Origin of the sequence: Shimia sp. MIT910701 (genome assembly GCF_047126315.1) — a bacterium.
In the GTDB taxonomy this organism is placed as follows: Bacteria; Pseudomonadota; Alphaproteobacteria; order Rhodobacterales; family Rhodobacteraceae; genus Shimia.
The window spans coordinates 786,369-802,707 of sequence record NZ_CP138953.1 but is presented as its reverse complement, the minus strand read 5'-3'; the positions used below and the strand labels follow the sequence as shown (position 1 = coordinate 802,707).

The following is a 16,339-nucleotide window of genomic DNA, read 5'->3' as shown; positions in this document are numbered from 1 at the left end:
CGCCTTGGGAGGCATCAAGGCTTTGTTTGGTTTAGATTATAGCTGATGATGATCCGCTCGCCTGCGGAACCTTTCTTGGTGGAAAGGTTAGGGGCAACAGAATGGTACAGCCAGCTTGGGAAGATGATCAGCTTTCCGGCCTTGGGTGTGAAATTGACCTTGGACCAGCAGGACTTGGGACGTTTCTTGTTTGGTTGGTAGCGTGGCTGGCTGACAAGATTTTCTGTGCGTGGGTCAATGAACTCAATATTGCCGCTGTTTTCAGGCGTTTGAACGTAGTAGACACCGCTCCAAAGGCATCCTGGGTGGATATGGGCGCGGTTTGAGCTTCCTGGAGGATTGATGATGGACCACATTGTGCCGATCTTCAACCGCGTGGCCTTGTGATAGCTATTTGCATCATTGATCGTCTCGCAGACCGAATCAATCAGTCCAACCAGCGGCTGATAGGCCACTTCTTTGTGAAGATTGTTGTGGCTGTGCCAGCCGCCCAAAGCGCGAAAGTTTGACCGTTGAATGCCTTCGGCATCGCGTTCACGCTCCGAATAGATCTGCTCAGTCAGGTGCGCATTGAACGATTTTTCCGTCTCCTCATCAAGTTGCATGGTAAAGACTTGCGTCGGAAAGTACTTGTTCTCCGTCACTTCGACCTTTGGCGGCAGCACCACGTGATCAAAGGTTTCGCCTGTTGTGGTCGGTTTTTGAATATTCATATCATTGGCTCCTATTGAATACTTGTCTTCGTTATGGGTTTGTCACGCCAAGAGCGCGGCCCTGAGCGATGAAGCGCTGGACGTAGTCGTCGCAGAGCAAGATTTTGCGGTTGGCGCGGCTCCAATATGCGCCTTGATCGCAATGGTCGAAATGCAGTGTGATCTGCTGGGGCCAGTCAAAGCGCGCCACGTTGTCGGCAAAAGATTGCATCAGGCCTGAAGCAACCATTGCGTCTTTCAGGGGGCCTTCACCGAAAATGATCTCGACCTTGTTTGATCGCTCACCGTCCGGCAACAGATGCGGCGCCAGGGTCCGGGCCCAGCCAGCTTCCTGATCTGGCGCTGTGTCAGAGCAATCGGAAAGATCACGCTGCGAGAGCTCGAGAAAGGCCACTTCCTCCACGAACTCAGCTGGATCAAGACCGTAAAACAGGCACCCGGCTTGATAAGCGCGGCGAATGTCCAGGAGGTGTTCCCCTTTGAAATCGTAGGTGTCCGGAGAAACTTCGGCATCTTCAAAGAGCCACGATTGCACGCGATCTGTGACAATTTCCGCGGCTCTGTCGCGCAGCAATCCAGTGATGTAAATTGTCGCAAAGGTGTCCGCCATGGCCTCTTCGTTGGCAAGGACGGGCAGCTCGAACTCTCGGATAATGGCATGGGCCAGTTCGTGATAAAGAACGTGCGTGGTTACGTTTTCGGCGAACACCGAGATATTCTCCGCAAGAGAGGACGTGCTCCATCCAAATAGCGCAGCAAGCAATGAAAACCCGAGCCTACAACGAGGACGGCGCCTTACCAGATGCCTTTGTTTTCTTAAGATCGTTTCGATACGTGTTGGGTCAGGTAGGCTTTTCACGCGCAGTCCTTTTTTCTAGTCATTTCATTCTGCAGATAGAGCTTTTGCGGAGGCAGGCGGAGAGGCCCCCCGGGACAAGGGGCCAAACCTGTCATTTGTTGGGTAAACTTTATGGTCCAGTCACCTCGTGACCTTCGTTGTCGTCTGAAGTGCCATCGCCCTCATCGCCCTCATTACCCTCATCATTTTCGTCATTCTCATCACCCTCATTTCCTTCGTTACCTTCGTTAGACTCGTCGCCCTCATCGCCTTCATTGTGCTCGTTCCCTTCATTGTTCTCATTGCCCTCGTCGTTCTCGTTGCCTTCGTCGTTTTCGTCACCATCTACAGTGTCGTCCTCGTTACCCTCGTTGCCCTCATTGTGTTCATCGCCCTCGTCATTCTCATCGTTTTCATTACCCTCGTTGTTTTCATCGCCCTCATCAAACTCCCTGCCTTCGTCACCTTCATTTTGCTCGTCGCCTTCATCGCCCTCATTGTCTTCATTGCCCTCATCACCTTCGTTATTCTCATTGCCTTCGTTGCCTAAACCCGGCCGATCGTTTTCATTACCTTCGTTGCCTTCATTGCCTTCGTCGTCCTCGTTGTTTTCGTCTCCCTCGTCGCCCTCGTTGCCTTCATCCGTGCCATGAATAGACTCTAGGCCCCATTCGTCCGTTTCATCGCCCTCGTTACCTTCATCGCCTTCGTCGTTCTCGTCGCCCTCGTTGTTTTCGTTACCCTCGTTACCCTCGTTGTTTTCGTTACCCTCGTTACCCTCGTTGTTTTCGTTACCCTCGTTACCCTCGTTGTTTTCGTTACCCTCGTTACCCTCGTCGCCCTCGTTGTTTTCGTTACCCTCGTTACCCTCGTCGCCCTCGTTGTTCTCGTTACCCTCGTCGCCCTCGTTGTTTTCGTTACCCTCGTTACCCTCGTCGCCCTCGTTGTTTTCGTTACCCTCGTCGCCCTCGTTACCCTCGTTGCCGCCGCCGCCGCCGCCACCGCCTCCGCCTCCGAAGCTGATATGAGCTTCAAGCGCTTCACGGATCAGCTGTTCGAGGTCCATGTCATGACCGGAGATTTGGGATTGAATGATCTTTGTCATTTGTGCGATTCCTTAGATTTTGATTTACAGACGGCAACCTTCACACCGCTCTGCACTGGAACCGCATGTGCTTGTTCCGTAGGGTGAAAGATCGCAGAGCGACATGTTGTCAGCTTCGCGCATGCCGAGGCGCCCGTCGGGCAGCTCGGGATCTTGTTGTCAGTCTGCAGCCTCTGACGCGGACACTGCGCCTGGTCTTGCAACGGCGTGGTCATGTCTTGGCTTTGTCGGCACATCACTCGACTCCACACTTCTGAAGGGTGCGGTGCGTGGGAACACAGCTAGTCTTTGGGTTGGGCACGATCGGTTTGTTTACGCCAGCGCGGACGGCAGAGCCGGTCCAGCGGTTGATGCGTCTTACGCTGCCATCGAGATTTCGACGTAGGCTCGTCGCCGTCTCACTAGGAAAAACATCCTGCGTCATGTACCTTACAATCGGACGCATTGCGTCTGGTGCCGCAAGCCAGTCATTAAAAAAGAGCCTGTCGCCACCGGACCAATCGCCTTCCGCCAAGGCGTGTCCGGTTTGGTGCAGTCGGCTTTCGGCCATGTCCGAGATCCAGGCCCACGTCACCGCGCCAACCGGGTCAGTGTTAGAGTCTATAAAGACCTGAGCCTGTCCACACTGAAGCGGGGGCAGAATGTCAATTGGCAGATATGTCCGTAAAGAAAACTGTTGATGGTAAGGCGCGCGCGCAAGTTGTGCGATCATGAGCCCAAGCGCGGTCAGCGCGTCGGCCTTCGCCAGTGGAACGTTTGCCACCAATGCAGGCTTCTTAGCCTCGTCGTGGATGGCATTTAGAAAGGCGTCGGGACGCAGATCTCCACGCGCATCGCCGCGCCTGATTGCCCCCAAGGCCAAAGCGCCAATGCTGCGCCAATAAATCCACTCTGATGCTAACGTGTTATACGGATTACTCAGCTGTCCGTCCACCGTGATGACGCCTATCCGCGCCGTTCGATCCACCCAATCGGGCGAGACAGCGCCACAAAGGACTTCGGCAAGCGCCGCGGGCGCAAGACTTCCAAGGCATTTTGCAATTGTTGGGGCTGCCTCAAAATGTGGCCCTCGGGTCAATGCGCGGCCAAGTGCTGCAGACAAAGGTGCCTCCGCAGCGCCTTGAGCTCGCGGCAAAGCGCTGGCCTCTGCCATGACGCCTGCGCAGACAATGGATGCCTCTGGCGTGCCCGCGCTGCCAAATCGCACAAGAGGGGCTGATGGACCACGCGACACAACCCGCGGAGCCACACCCGGCGTCAAATCTACAATCATTGCGTCTATGTCAGCATTCAGACTGTATGCAGGCGCGGACAGCAGCCTTCCCAGAAAATCCTCTGTTTCAGACCAAATACGCTCGGGACAGGGCAGCCGCTGCGGTGCTTCGAGGCCGAGCGCTGATCGCAGGCATTCCGTGCCCCCAACGCTGTCTGCAAAAACGGAACAGAGGCGCGCGGTGTCCCAATCGCTTGCCAATCGCAGCGCGGCTAGCCGAGCCAGTGGGTAGTTGTGCCGATAGGTGTGAGCACGCTCAGGCTGCAATAAATCGGCCCGCAACACCTCCATGTCGCTCCCGAAATAGCGTGCATTCTCCCGCTCCCAGACATCGACCAGGGCCCGGTGCAACTCCGAACAATGGCACAGCGCCCATCGTAACACTGCAATTTCTGACAGAAAGGCACAGGTCTCCCGAAGCAGTGGGGGCGTGATCGCATGATCAGACCACACGACTTGAAGGGCGTGCCCCGCCTCATGGGCCAGGCACATTAGGTCATCTGCTGTACCGCGCCAGCGCAAAAGGATGCGCGGCGGGCACTCGGGTCCGTCGTCGATGGTACAAGGCTGGCCGTCCATGAGTGACAACTGCTTTGTTTTTAGAATATGGACGCAAACAGATTGAGGCGGTTCGAATGCCCGTAACAACGCTGGCAAAACGATCTCGCGAAACGCAGCGGACTGCGCCTTTGGTGCGGGGTTTGATGTCACCCCCACGCTGCCACTTTCGCATAAGTAGGCCGCTCTGATTGTGTCTTTCTCTGCGAGTAGCCTGAGCAATTCAGACGGCTCGACGGAGTTCGCACGACACCATGTAGCCACGCTGATCTGCAGCATGCCACTCATAATTGCAGCACCCGACCCTCGCCAGCGCAGCCCTCATATTTCTTCGTTTCAGCCTGCCAAATTCGCCGGATTGACTTGTGCGAGTGGCTATCAATTGATCGCAAGCACGCCAGAAAAATGTGTTCTGCCAAGAATGCTGCGACTTCTCGATCAATCTTAGGGATAAATACACTATTCGATTGTAGGATCTGGAGCGTGTGCCCATACTCGTGGGCCAGCGCCAGGAAATCTGAGGATGTCCCGCCAAACCCGGCATACAACACGACCTCCTCACTGTCTTCTGGGTGTAAACTTAGAGGCCCATTTTCTGGCAGTAACTCTGGATCTGAAATCCAAACTATCTTTGGGAAAATAACAATCACAATATAACCATTAAAAAAAACATATAAATAACTTACATAACCACAACCAATAACTCGTCCTTCAACGATACAATTGAGTGATCCCTTACGGGACGATGCGACGACGCCTGCCTGCAATCTTTGAGTAAACAAAATACTTCAGTTGCTGGTAGCCTGTGTAGCGCCAGGCAAGTCGCCACAGTAAACATGAATAGCCCTGACTCATATATTTACAATACGCTAATTCTACCTAGGGGAGCATTTAAGTCAAGTATTACATTTTCTAGTGTCAAAAAAATGACAGTTCTCTTTCAACAAAATCATTGCATGAACAGATCTAAAACCGGACAATTAGCTCTGGGTGTAAGCGTCAGACGTCAGACGCTTACGCCAGTACAGCAACTTTCAGTGTTTCCACTCTCGAAGGTGGTGGTTCGGTTGCAATCTGGAATAACGGGACTGGATTGGTAAATCAGCTCTACGCAGATAACGGCGCCGCCATTGGCTCCCCTAACACTGTCGATACTGACAATTTGCAAGGCTTCGGTTACCTAGAAGTGGCTGAACTCGCGACCGACGGGTTTGTAGTTGTCGCAAGGCAAAGCGCCAGCGATCTCTCCGCCCAGATGTTTGATGCCTCCGGGAACGCCGTAGGTGCGCCAGTTGAGCTGGCAGCAGATGAAACGCTTCCTAACAACGCCAAGCCACAGGACATTGAAGTAGCGGGCCTACCAGGCGGAGGCTACGTGGCGGTTTGGCACGAAGATGGAATACGCAACGGTGTGTTTGCCCAAGTGGTCGATGCGCAGAGGCAGCCTCACGGCGACCCCATTCTCGTGAACGAATACGCATTGGGCAATCCAGACAACGTCTCTGTTGCCGTCCTCACCAATGGCAGCTTCGTGGTCACCTGGGACGGAAACCACCAGAGTGGACAGGACTCCGAAGTGTACTCCCGCACTTTCACTCTCGACCCAGATCTTTTTCCGGTGCCGGTGGCTGAACAGCAAGGCACGCTAAGCGCCGAGAAGTTTGTTTTTGCGCCCATGTCAATTCAACCTCAATCCGATTCAATGGAGATAGGGATGATCGAAGACGTAGCCAACGCTGATAACTACATTGCGTCTAATTCTTCGCTTTGGGTCTTCGATGAGCCAATTCCACTTGTGTCGGACTCAACATTTGATTTGTGAAGCACGCGCTGACTCTGGACTCTCACCTTGGCGGTCAGGGCCCAGTTATTTGGCGAAGTTTTTCTACCAGCGACGACCCAAGGCGAGACCATAGGAACTCTTTACTTGCTAGGGTCAGGACTCATAGCCAGTAAATAACGAGAGCTGCGAGGGCGATGGCGGACAGGAAGACCTTCGGGCATCTGTCGTATCGAGTTGCGACACGCCGCCAATCCTTCAACCTGCCGAACATGATTTCGATCTGGTTGCGCCGTTTGTAGCGGCGCTTATCGTACTTTACAGTCTTTTTGCGCCGCTTTCGACCAGGGATGCAAGCGCGTATCCCTTTGTCTTTCAACGCTTCTCGGAACCAATCGGCGTCATAACCCCGATCTCCAAGCAGCCAGTCCACTTTGGGCAATCTGCTCACCAATGCCCGCGCGCCGATGTAGTCGCTGACTTGCCCGGCTGTAACGAACAGGTTGAGAGGGCGTCCCCGGCTGTCGCAGATGGCGTGCAGCTTGGTATTCATACCGCCCTTGGTTCGGCCAATCAGGCGTCCTCGCCCCCCTTTTTGACGCCCAAACTGGTCGCGGTTCGGTGAGCCTTGAGGTAGGTGGCGTCAATCATCACAGCCCTCTCTTCGCCGTGTTCGGCAGCCAGACCTACCATCATCTGCGCGAAGATACCTTTGTCGCTCCAACGCTTCCAACGGTTGTACAGCGTCTTGTGCGGCCCGTACTCCGCAGGTGCATCGCGCCACCGCAACCCATTGCGATTAATAAAGATATCCCGCTCAAGACACGTCGATCATCGACGCGTGGTTTGCCGTGGGATTTAGGAAAGAAGGGCTCAAGACGCGCCATCTGCGCGTCCGTCAACCAGAAAAGATCAGACATGTTCACCGCTCGTTTTCAAACCGTGAATCATGCCATTAGACGGAAATCAATGGGTCCTGACCCTAGTGCATTGTCAAATAACCTTTGACGAATCCTTGGAGCAGGCGACGAGTGAGCAACCTTGACTTTAGAGTGCTTTTCCTGCCCCGACTTGCTTCAAGCAATCCCAACAAAAATGGGGAGTATTAGGGGAACAAAATAGCCGCAACACCGCAAGTATTTGAAAAATAGTAATTCTATCGAAAAAGTGGTGCCCAGAAGAGGACTCGAACCTCCACGTCCATACGGACACTAGCACCTGAAGCTAGCGCGTCTACCAATTCCGCCATCTGGGCACGGGTTGATGAGACAGGCGTTTAAGCCTAGCCGGGGGGGGTGTCAACGCGATTCTAGAACCTTTTTTGTTTTTTCTCCCCTGCGCAAATGAAGACGGCCCCAAGCCCCGTCAAATTCCACAAAAAACACAGGGGTTTCTTGTCGCGGTCGCGCCTTTGTTGCTTGTTCCGAAACGCCGTCGGCGCTATCCCATTTCTAAATGGTCTACCTTGGAGGCAACCCATGTCCAAACTTGTCACCATCTTTGGCGGTTCCGGCTTTGTCGGACGTCACATCGCCCGTCGCATGGCAAAAGAAGGCTGGCTTGTACGGGTCGCGGTACGTCGCCCCAATGAAGCAATGTTTGTGAAGCCTTACGGCTCGGTGGGCCAGGTGGAGCCTGTCTTCTGCAACATCCGCGATGACGCCTCCGTAAAGGCGGTCATGCAAGGCTCTGACGCTGTGGTGAACTGCGTGGGCATCCTGTCAGACCGTGGCAAAAACACCTTTGATGCTGTGCAGCACGAAGGGGCCGAGCGCATTGCCCGCATCGCCGCCGCCGAAGGTGTCGAGAGCATGGTGCATATCTCTGCCATCGGCGCCGACAAAGACAGCGACAGCGAATATGCCCAATCCAAAGCCCTGGGCGAAGAGGGCGTACTGCAACACATGCCCAATGCCATGATCCTGCGGCCCTCGGTGATCTTTGGTCAGGACGACGAGTTCTTCAACCGCTTCGCGTCTATGTCCCGCCTCGGCCCGGTGCTGCCACTTGTGGGCGGCGAGACCAAGTTCCAGCCGGTTTATGTGGATGACGTGGCGCAAGCAGCCGTGAAGGGCATCAAAGGTGAGGCGTCGGGCACCTTTGAACTGGGCGGCCCAGAGGTCGACAGCCTGCGCGGCTGGGTCTCTGAGATGCTGAAGGTTATCCACCGCCGTAAGCTGGTCGCCAACCTGCCATTTTTTGTCGGCGGCCTGATGGCCACTGGATTTGGCCTTCTGCAGGCGCTGACTTTTGGTCTGTTCCACAACTCTGTGATCACCAAAGACCAGCTCAAGATGCTTAAGAAAGACAACGTGGTCAGCGACGATGCTCAAGGCTTTGACGCGCTTGGCATCAAGCCCCTCGCACCAGAAGCGATCATGCCTGACTATCTTTGGCGTTTCCGCCCTTCAGGCCAATATGATGCGATCAAGGACTCAGCCCGTAACCTCAAAATGTGACCGGGTTCGTTTCCCAAAAATGCCGCCGAAGACCACATCCTCGGCGGCTTTTTTGTGTCCAAATCTCTTCTGCGCTTTCTGCCTATTGAAATGCTTCAGCAGCATTGCCACAAAATCCGCATCTATTTGAGCATTTGAGTGTGAGTTTAGCCATGATCCGCCCCCTGCCCTTTGTAACACTGGTGTCCTGCACTTTGACCGCCATGCCTGCGATGGCCCAAATCGCCGACACCATCATCACCAACGCAAAAATCTATACCGTTGAAGAAGGCCAACCCTGGGCCGAAGCCACCGCAATCATCGACGGGCGCTTTGTGAAAGTCGGCGACGCCGATACGATTGCCGCCCTAAAAGGGCCAGACACCAAGGTGGTCGATCTGGGCGGCCGCTTCGCCATGCCGGGCATGATTGACGCCCACATACACCCTTTGCGCTCCCAACTGATCGAAAACGTAGACTTCTCCACCTCTGCCGCCGTTCCCGTGACGCCGGAACAGTTTGACGCCAAGATCAAAACCTATGCCGCCTCCGTTCCAGACAAACCCTGGATCATTGGCGCGGCCTTCTCTTGGAGCACCTTCACCGAAACACCACTGAATTCTGCCTATCTCGACGCGATTGTGCCCGACCGCCCCGTGGTGATCGAGGATGAGACAGGCCACATCGCCATTGCCAACAGCAAAGCCTTGGAGATGGCAGGCATTACCAACGACACCCTCGATCCAGTAGGCGGCTATTTTGGCCGCACGGAGGACGGTGCGATCAATGGGCTGCTCTATGAAACGGCCATGCAGGAAGTGTTCAAACACTCCCCCAATTATGCCGAAGACGACCTCTATCAGGCGGCCACCGATGTGATGCCGCGCCTGTCCTCGATGGGCATCACCGGCATCAAAGTGGCGCAGGGAGACGAGAACTGGGTCAACGGGCTCAAACGTATGGACGAAGAAGGCCTGCTGAAAATGCAGGTCTCAATGACACCCTATGAGGTCGATTTTTACCGCCTCTACTCCAACGAAGCCTTGTTTGAGAACCCGGAACAGTATGAGACCGACCATGTGCGCATCGATGGTGTGAAGCTGTTTGCAGATGGCGTTCCCTTTGGCCGCACCATGCTGATCAAAGAGACTTATCCGGGCACCGACTACAACGGCCTACCCATGACCCCGCCGGAAAAACTGCGCCGGAAAATTGTTGACTATAACGCCCGTGGTTTTGGCGTGATGGTGCACTCCACCGGGGATCGCGGCACGGAAATTGTTCTTGAGGGCACCGAGCTTTCGATGCAGCAGAACGGTGTGGAAAAGGTGCGTGCCCTGCGCAATCACGTGGCGCACAATGTGATCATCGACACCGCCGACATCGACCGGATGAAGTACGGCAATGTGGTGATGGAGTTTTCCCCGTCCTTCTGGTTTCCGCGCCCAATCATCGACGCGGCAGAGGCCGATCTGGGCCCGGAGATGCTGCAAACCGTCTTGCGCATTGGCCCGATCCTGCGGTCTGGAGTGAATGTGGCTATTGGATCTGATTGGAATCAGGCGCAGGCCGATCCATGGACAAACCTCGAAACGCTGGTCACACGCCGCGCGCCCGGAGACGGCCCCAATGGCGTGCTTTTGGGCACCGACAGCCATATCTCGCTGGAGCAAGCGATCAAGGCCTACACCATGGGTGGGGCCTATGCGATGTTCATGGAGGAGGAAATCGGCTCCATCCGCCCCGGCAAACGCGCCAACTTTATTGTGCTGGACCGCAATCTGTTTGACATCCCGCTCAACCAAATCCACGGCGCGGTGGTCAACCAAACCTGGTTTGAAGGCGAGATGATCTATGAGGGCAACGTCAAAGTCAGCTTCTAAGCCGCCTAAGGGACGTCAGCGCTTGTTGGCGTCCCGCAACATCTCTTCCAATTTATCAAGCCGGCTCAGCACCTCATCGCGGTAGTTGCCGGTCTCTGCCTCGGCTTCCACATGGTGCGCGTCCTGCATGGAGTTCACCACCAGACCGACAACAAGATTGAGCACCACAAAGGTGGTCAGCAGAATGAACGGCACAAAGAACATCCACGCGTAGGGGTAGACCTCCATCACCGGACGCACGATGCCCATGGACCAGCTTTCCAACGTCATGATCTGGAACAGCGAATAGCCGGATTTGCCAAGGGTGCCAAACCAAGTCGGGAAGGCGGCGCCAAACAATTTGGACGCCATCACCGCGCCGATGTAGAAGATCAGCGCCATGAGCAAGAAGACAGAGCCCATGCCGGGCAAGGCGTTGAGCAACCCTTCGATGACGCGACGCAACGAGGGTGCCACTGATACCACCCGCAACAGGCGCAAGATCCGCAACGCCCGCAGCACCGATAGACCTTGGGCCGCAGGTACTAGAGCCACAGCTACAATGATGAAATCAAATAGGTTCCAGCCGTCTCGAAAAAACTGGCCACGTTGCACATAAAGTTTGGCAACAATCTCTCCCACAAAAATCGCTAGGCACAGACCATCCAAAGTGATCAGAAGAGGGCCAACGGCGTCCATCAGCGGCTTGGAGGTTTCCATGCCAAGGATGATGGCATTGAACAGGATCACGCCGAGGATGGCGTTGCGAAAGGCAGGGCGGTCAATAAACGCCCCGATTTTGTCGCGTAGGCTCATGGATGGGATCTCAAAATTGCACGTTTCAACATCGGTTGCGCGCTACATAGGTGACGGGGGCGGGTCTTCGCAACCCACCCCCTCGTTTCAATAGATTTATGGTTTCCAGCCCGGCGGTCCAAACAGCCGCCCCCACAGCTCTCGTCCGGTCTTGGCACGTTTGATGTCGCGCCACAGTCCAGGCAGTTCTGAGAACCAAACCTTGACCGGATTCTGACTGTCAAAATCAGTGGTCAACCCATAGCGCGGACGCTCTTCCTCCACTTGAAAGCTGCCAAACAGCCGGTCCCAGATGATCAGGATGCCCCCGTAGTTCTTGTCCAGATATTTGTTGTCACACCCATGGTGCACCCGGTGATGGCTCGGCGTGTTCAACACCCACTCCAGCGGCCCCAACTTGCCTATCAACTCGGTGTGCAACCAGGTCTGATAGGCCTGCACAAGGATCACCGATCCCAAAACCACATCTGGGCTGAACCCAACAAATATCATGGGAATATGTGCAGTGAAGGACCACAGGCTTTCCAGCGGACCAAAACGCACCGCCGTTACAATGTTATAATCTCGACTGGAGTGATGCACCGCGTGCTGCGTCCAAAGGATCCGCACCCGGTGCGCAATCCGATGCTCCCAATAGTAGGTCAGATCAGCAATCACCACGGCCAGAACAATCCACGGCAATGTGGTTGGCACATGCCAGCGCACCACGGTTTCGCTAAAGACGTAGAGCCCAAAATAGAGCGCCGTCATCATTGTTGCTTCCAGCAACAGATAAGGCACCTGTGTCGACGCACTCGCCAACATCTCAAGCCAGGTTTTGCCCTTCAAAGACCCTTTGAACCAGGCTTCTGCAATCTCGATCACCAAGATCGCCACCCCGATCAGAAAGAACACCTCGTCCACCTGCTCGGCCAATCCGATAAACTGCTCCGGTATCATTTTGCTCCTCCCGTTAAACCCGACTGCAACGTGCGCCAGGCCAGCGCCGCAGCCTCCTCAGGCGTAGCATCGCCATCCCGCACCACAGTCCAGGCGGCATAGGTCAGCGTTTCAATCGCCTGCACGATCCAGGCGGTTGGCACATCGGCATCAAACCCACCTTCCTCTTTCGCCGCGTCAACGGCCTCTGCGGTTTCCTCCAGTTGTTGCGTGTAGGCTTCCAGAACCTCCGGCACATGATCTAACGGCTCGTTGGCCAGGAACATCTGCCGGTCGGCCAGTGGGATGATCGCCTCCAAACTCTGGCGCAACGCTTCGGTATAGTTGGGCGAGTCCTCGGTGGCGGCCTCAATGGCCTCATCCAGTTCCCGCATGGCCACTATGGCCAACGCGGCCATGAGGTCCTCGCGGCCGGCGTAATGGCGATGCAATGTCGCACGCCCCACACCCGCTTCTTTGGCGACATCCGCCAATGTGGCTGTGGGATTTGCGGAGAAGACGGAGAATCCCGCCTCAATGATTTTGGCTTCTGATTTTTTCAACATGAGACATAGATGTCTCATTTTTTCACGCGAAGTCAAGGGGCACCCTTTGCGCAATTTTCGGGTCGCCGCACCCCCACCTGCCATCTAGGATACGCTCAAGACAGGAGTGCGACCGATGAATGACATGACCGAAGGCTATCACTACAACGTCATGCGCCGCGCAATTGAACTGATCGATCAGGGCGGTGAAAACATGTCCCTCGAAGAGCTGTCCAAAGCCATGGGCATGAGTCCTGCCCACTTCCAGCGCCTGTTCACACGCTGGGCAGGCGTCTCCCCCAAAAGATTCCAACAATATCTGACCTTGGGCCACGCCAAGGTTCTGCTGCACGACCACTTCACCACTTTGGACACGGCCAATTCGGTGGGGCTGTCAGGCTCCGGCCGGCTGCATGACCTCTTCTTGCGCTGGGAAGCCATGAGCCCCGGCGACTACGCCAAACGCGGCGAGGGGCTGACCATCTATTGGGGCTGGTTTGACAGCCCCTTTGGCCTCTCGCTGGTCACGGGTACAGAAAAAGGCATTTGTGGCATTGGCTTTGCAGCCGAAACCGGCGCAGAGGCCACCATGGAAGATCTCTTCTCCCGCTGGCCCAATGCCAATTTTGTCGAAGATCCGATGTTTTTGCGCCCCTGGGTGCTTGCCGCCTACCAAGCGGAACAGGCCGACCATGACAAAGTGCCGGTCTACATGATCGGCTCCGCGCTGCAGATCAAAGTTTGGGAAGCCCTCATGCGCATTCCATCAGGCGAAGTTACCACCTATGCCGAAATCGCCCGCAGCATTGGCAATCCCCGCGCCGTGCGCGCTGTCGGCACAGCTGTAGGTCGCAACCCGGTCAGTTGGCTGATCCCCTGCCACCGCGCCATGCGCAAGTCCGGCGGACTTGGCGGCTATCACTGGGGCCTGCCAGTGAAACGCGCCCTGCTGGCGTACGAGTCCGCCCGCGCGGAAGCTTAAACGCACATTAGGCATCAATTTGCCGATACCGCCCGTCTCTTTGCTTGGGGCAGGCCGCAAAACCAAGTATACAAGCCGCAAAAGCCGACAAACGGCGATACATACTTGAGGCAACGAGATGAAGACACTTCCCCTTTCCCTGAGCGCCGTCGCTTTGCTGGGCCTGACGGCCTGTACCGATCCCGCCTATGTGGCCGGATCCGGCGCGGATCGTGACCAATATCGCAAGACCAAAAACGGCGCGCTGATTGGCGCCTTGGCTGGTGCGGGCATCGCCGCCGTGACCGATGGCGACGCGTTGATGGGTGCCGCCCTTGGCGCGGGGGCTGGCGCCATCATCGGCAACGTGCTCGACAAGCAAGAGGCCGAACTGCGGGCCCAACTGGATGACGACGTACGCATCGAAAACACAGGTGATCGCCTCATCCTGACGCTGCCGCAGGACATCCTGTTTGACGTCGACAGCTACTCTGTGAACGCCAGCCTGCAGGACGATCTTGCGAAGGTTGCGACCAGCCTGGAGAAATACCCAGACAGCACAGTGCAAATTCTGGGCCACACCGACAACACCGGTTCCGCCAGCCACAACCAGACCCTGTCTGAGCGCCGCGCCAATGCGGTGGCCGATGTGCTGCTCACCAATGGCGTGCCGGTCAGCCGGGTCGACACCATTGGCCGGGGCGAGGATCAGCCCATTGCCTCCAACCTCGACGAAGACGGACGCCGCCAGAACCGTCGTGTGGAAATTGTGATCCTGCCCACCGCCGCTTAAGGCAACGCAGAATCGCACAACCAGTGTTTGAAAGGCGTCGCTTGATTGCGGCGCCTTTTTCCTTACGTAATGGGCACGCGAACAAGGAGATTGGTCTATGCCTCACAAACTGCTCGGAATTTCTGGCGCGCTACGCGCGGACTCCACCAACAGCAAACTGCTGCGCGAAGCCGCCCGGCTCTATGGCGCGGACAGCTACGTTGAGGCCAATCTGAACCTCCCGCTCTATGACGGCGATCTCGAAAGCAACAGCGGCATCCCCGAAGAAGTGAAACTGTTGGTACAGCAGATTGCCGAGGCCGACGCGGTGCTGATCTCCACCCCAGAATACAATGGCGCGGTCACCGGCGTGTTGAAAAACGCGCTGGATTGGATCAGCCGCCATTGGGAAAAACCCATGGTTGGCAAACCCACCGCCTTGATGAGCGCGGCCGCAGGTCGTGCTGGGGGTGTGCGGGCCCAGACCATGCTGCGCAGCTGCCTTGTGGCGTTTCGTCCCCGCATCACCCTGGCCCCAGAAGTGGGCATCGCCGACAGCGGCAACGCTTTTGACGACAACGGCCAGTTCGTGAGCGAGCGCTATACGACCTCCGTGACGACACTCATGGATGCACTGAAAGCGGACGTAGTGCAGGCATCCAATAAACCCTAAAGCGAGGCTTCGGGACGGAAGGCCTCCGGTATTTCGTCCCGCCCTTCCAGCACCAGATCGGCCATCACCTCGCCCGCTTTTGGTCCCATGCCAAAGCCAATCTTGAACCCGCCATTGGCAATGAATGCGCCATCCTTGGTCGGGTGTTTGCCTAACATCGGGGCACGGCTTTTGGCACGGGGGCGCACGCCCGCCCAACGTTCGATGACCTCCGCACCTTTCAAGGCAGGCACCGCCGCATAGGCCCGCGCCAGCACATCATCAAGCTGAGCATCCGTGCTTGAAGGATCGTCAAATTCTCGCTCGCTTGTAGAACCGATCGCCACAGTTCCATCGGCGTGAGGGACAATATGCACAGCATCGGCAAACAATTGTGGTGCAGAGGATTGATCCAGCCGCAGTAACGCCGCTTGTCCCTTGACGCCATTGCCCACTGGTTTGCCCATGTCCTCAGACAAATCGAGCAAACCTTGCCAGCCTGTGGCCCAGATCACCTTTCCACGCTGCGCGCCTTCCTCAACAATTTCGCAGTCCTTGGCGCGCAACGCAGCCGCCAGTGAGGCACAGGCGCGCCGAGGAAACATGCGCCCGCTCAAGGTGTCGTGGATCAGCCAGCCCGTTGGGCTTTCCGGCGCCCAATCACCAAGGCTGTCCCGCGCCACAACCTGCCACTGCGCCTTGCCTTGCCAGAGCTCCTTGGCGCTTTCCGCTCGCGCCTGGGCCAGCTCCAAAGCGCGTTCGTCTTTCACCGGCTGAATACGCCCCGTGCGCCCGTAGCCTGCGCTCACCCTACCAGCCGCCTCAACCTCAGCCCACCAGCCTTCTGCCATGATCAGACTCTCAAACTGAAACGCCTTTTTCACGTTCCAATTTTCCGGCGTGTGCGGTGCCAATGCGCCGACCAATCCGCCGCTGCTGCCCGCGCCCACGCCACCGGGATCAATCACCCGCACCTTGGCCCCACGTTTGGCACAGGCCCACGCCACGGAAAGCCCAAAAGCTCCCGCTCCCATCACGGTCACGTCCACCATTGCCAATCCCTTCATTTGTGGTCAAATGCGCCGTCACCTCCATAAGGCAAAGCGAC

The 16,339-nt window shown here is 56.3% G+C and carries 15 protein-coding genes, 1 tRNA gene and 1 pseudogene; 6 read left to right on the top strand and 11 right to left on the bottom strand.

Annotation, left to right across the window (positions count from 1 at the left end):
• Nucleotides 1-14 precede the first annotated feature (14 nt).
• The 5 genes from SIB38_RS03835 to SIB38_RS03815 form a co-directional block, all read right to left on the bottom strand.
• Nucleotides 15-713 (bottom strand): TIGR02466 family protein, encoded by a 699-nt coding sequence (locus SIB38_RS03835; protein WP_412551448.1) that lies wholly within the window; start codon nt 711-713, stop codon nt 15-17.
• Between the two features lie 31 nt (nt 714-744).
• Nucleotides 745-1,572, bottom strand: a complete 828-nt coding sequence (locus SIB38_RS03830) for a DUF4344 domain-containing metallopeptidase (RefSeq protein WP_412551447.1) — start codon at nt 1,570-1,572, stop codon at nt 745-747.
• Between the two features lie 109 nt (nt 1,573-1,681).
• Nucleotides 1,682-2,656, bottom strand: coding sequence for a hypothetical protein (locus tag SIB38_RS03825; protein ID WP_412551446.1), 975 nt, complete (start codon nt 2,654-2,656; stop codon nt 1,682-1,684).
• Nucleotides 2,657-2,891: 235 nt separating this feature from the next.
• A complete protein-coding gene (locus SIB38_RS03820) occupies nt 2,892-4,508 on the bottom strand; it encodes a toxin-activating lysine-acyltransferase (protein ID WP_412551445.1) in 1,617 nt (538 codons plus the stop codon).
• Between the two features lie 263 nt (nt 4,509-4,771).
• Entirely contained in the window at nt 4,772-5,269 is a 498-nt protein-coding gene (locus SIB38_RS03815; protein WP_412551444.1) for a hypothetical protein, read from the bottom strand.
• A 311-nt stretch (nt 5,270-5,580) separates the two neighbouring features.
• On the opposite strand from SIB38_RS03815, the gene SIB38_RS03810 reads away from it, so the two are divergent.
• Nucleotides 5,581-6,309, top strand: a complete 729-nt coding sequence (locus SIB38_RS03810; protein ID WP_412551443.1) for a hypothetical protein — start codon at nt 5,581-5,583, stop codon at nt 6,307-6,309.
• A 121-nt stretch (nt 6,310-6,430) separates the two neighbouring features.
• Here the strand turns inward: SIB38_RS03810 and SIB38_RS03805 are convergent.
• Nucleotides 6,431-7,187 (bottom strand): annotated as a pseudogene (locus tag SIB38_RS03805) (IS5 family transposase).
• A 248-nt stretch (nt 7,188-7,435) separates the two neighbouring features.
• Nucleotides 7,436-7,522: transfer RNA gene (locus tag SIB38_RS03800), tRNA-Leu, on the bottom strand.
• 223 nt (nt 7,523-7,745) lie between these two features.
• Between SIB38_RS03800 and SIB38_RS03795 the strand changes: the two genes are divergently transcribed.
• Together SIB38_RS03795 and SIB38_RS03790 are read left to right on the top strand one after the other, a co-directional pair.
• Nucleotides 7,746-8,726, top strand: a complete 981-nt coding sequence (locus tag SIB38_RS03795) for a complex I NDUFA9 subunit family protein (protein ID WP_412551442.1) — start codon at nt 7,746-7,748, stop codon at nt 8,724-8,726.
• A gap of 140 nt (nt 8,727-8,866) precedes the next feature.
• Nucleotides 8,867-10,588, top strand: coding sequence for an amidohydrolase (locus SIB38_RS03790; RefSeq protein ID WP_412551441.1), 1,722 nt, complete (start codon nt 8,867-8,869; stop codon nt 10,586-10,588).
• 15 nt (nt 10,589-10,603) lie between these two features.
• Here the strand turns inward: SIB38_RS03790 and SIB38_RS03785 are convergent, their stop codons facing one another.
• The 3 genes from SIB38_RS03785 to SIB38_RS03775 all read right to left on the bottom strand — a co-directional run bounded on the left by SIB38_RS03785 (nt 10,604) and on the right by SIB38_RS03775 (nt 12,867).
• Nucleotides 10,604-11,383 (bottom strand): ion transporter, encoded by a 780-nt coding sequence (locus tag SIB38_RS03785; protein WP_412551440.1) that lies wholly within the window; start codon nt 11,381-11,383, stop codon nt 10,604-10,606.
• 96 nt (nt 11,384-11,479) lie between these two features.
• Nucleotides 11,480-12,322 (bottom strand): sterol desaturase family protein, encoded by an 843-nt coding sequence (locus SIB38_RS03780; RefSeq protein ID WP_412551439.1) that lies wholly within the window; start codon nt 12,320-12,322, stop codon nt 11,480-11,482.
• Nucleotides 12,319-12,867 (bottom strand): TetR/AcrR family transcriptional regulator, encoded by a 549-nt coding sequence (locus SIB38_RS03775; protein WP_412551438.1) that lies wholly within the window; start codon nt 12,865-12,867, stop codon nt 12,319-12,321. The genes SIB38_RS03780 and SIB38_RS03775 overlap by 4 nt, the downstream gene beginning before the upstream one ends.
• Nucleotides 12,868-12,982: 115 nt before the next feature.
• On the opposite strand from SIB38_RS03775, the gene SIB38_RS03770 reads away from it, so the two are divergent.
• From SIB38_RS03770 to SIB38_RS03760, 3 genes are all read left to right on the top strand, one after another.
• The gene (locus tag SIB38_RS03770) at nt 12,983-13,828 is read left to right on the top strand and encodes a methylated-DNA--[protein]-cysteine S-methyltransferase (RefSeq protein ID WP_412551437.1); all 846 of its coding nucleotides are present in this window, start codon (nt 12,983-12,985) and stop codon (nt 13,826-13,828) included.
• A gap of 118 nt (nt 13,829-13,946) precedes the next feature.
• On the top strand, nt 13,947-14,600 hold the full coding sequence (locus SIB38_RS03765) for an OmpA family protein (protein ID WP_412551436.1): 654 nt from the start codon (nt 13,947-13,949) through the stop codon (nt 14,598-14,600).
• Nucleotides 14,601-14,697: 97 nt separating this feature from the next.
• Entirely contained in the window at nt 14,698-15,252 is a 555-nt protein-coding gene (locus SIB38_RS03760; protein ID WP_412551435.1) for an NADPH-dependent FMN reductase, read from the top strand.
• Here SIB38_RS03760 and SIB38_RS03755 read toward each other — a convergent pair.
• A complete protein-coding gene (locus tag SIB38_RS03755) occupies nt 15,249-16,289 on the bottom strand; it encodes an NAD(P)/FAD-dependent oxidoreductase (protein ID WP_412552020.1) in 1,041 nt (346 codons plus the stop codon). The two genes, SIB38_RS03760 and SIB38_RS03755, sit on opposite strands and share 4 nt — an antisense overlap.
• Nucleotides 16,290-16,339: the final 50 nt, after the last annotated feature.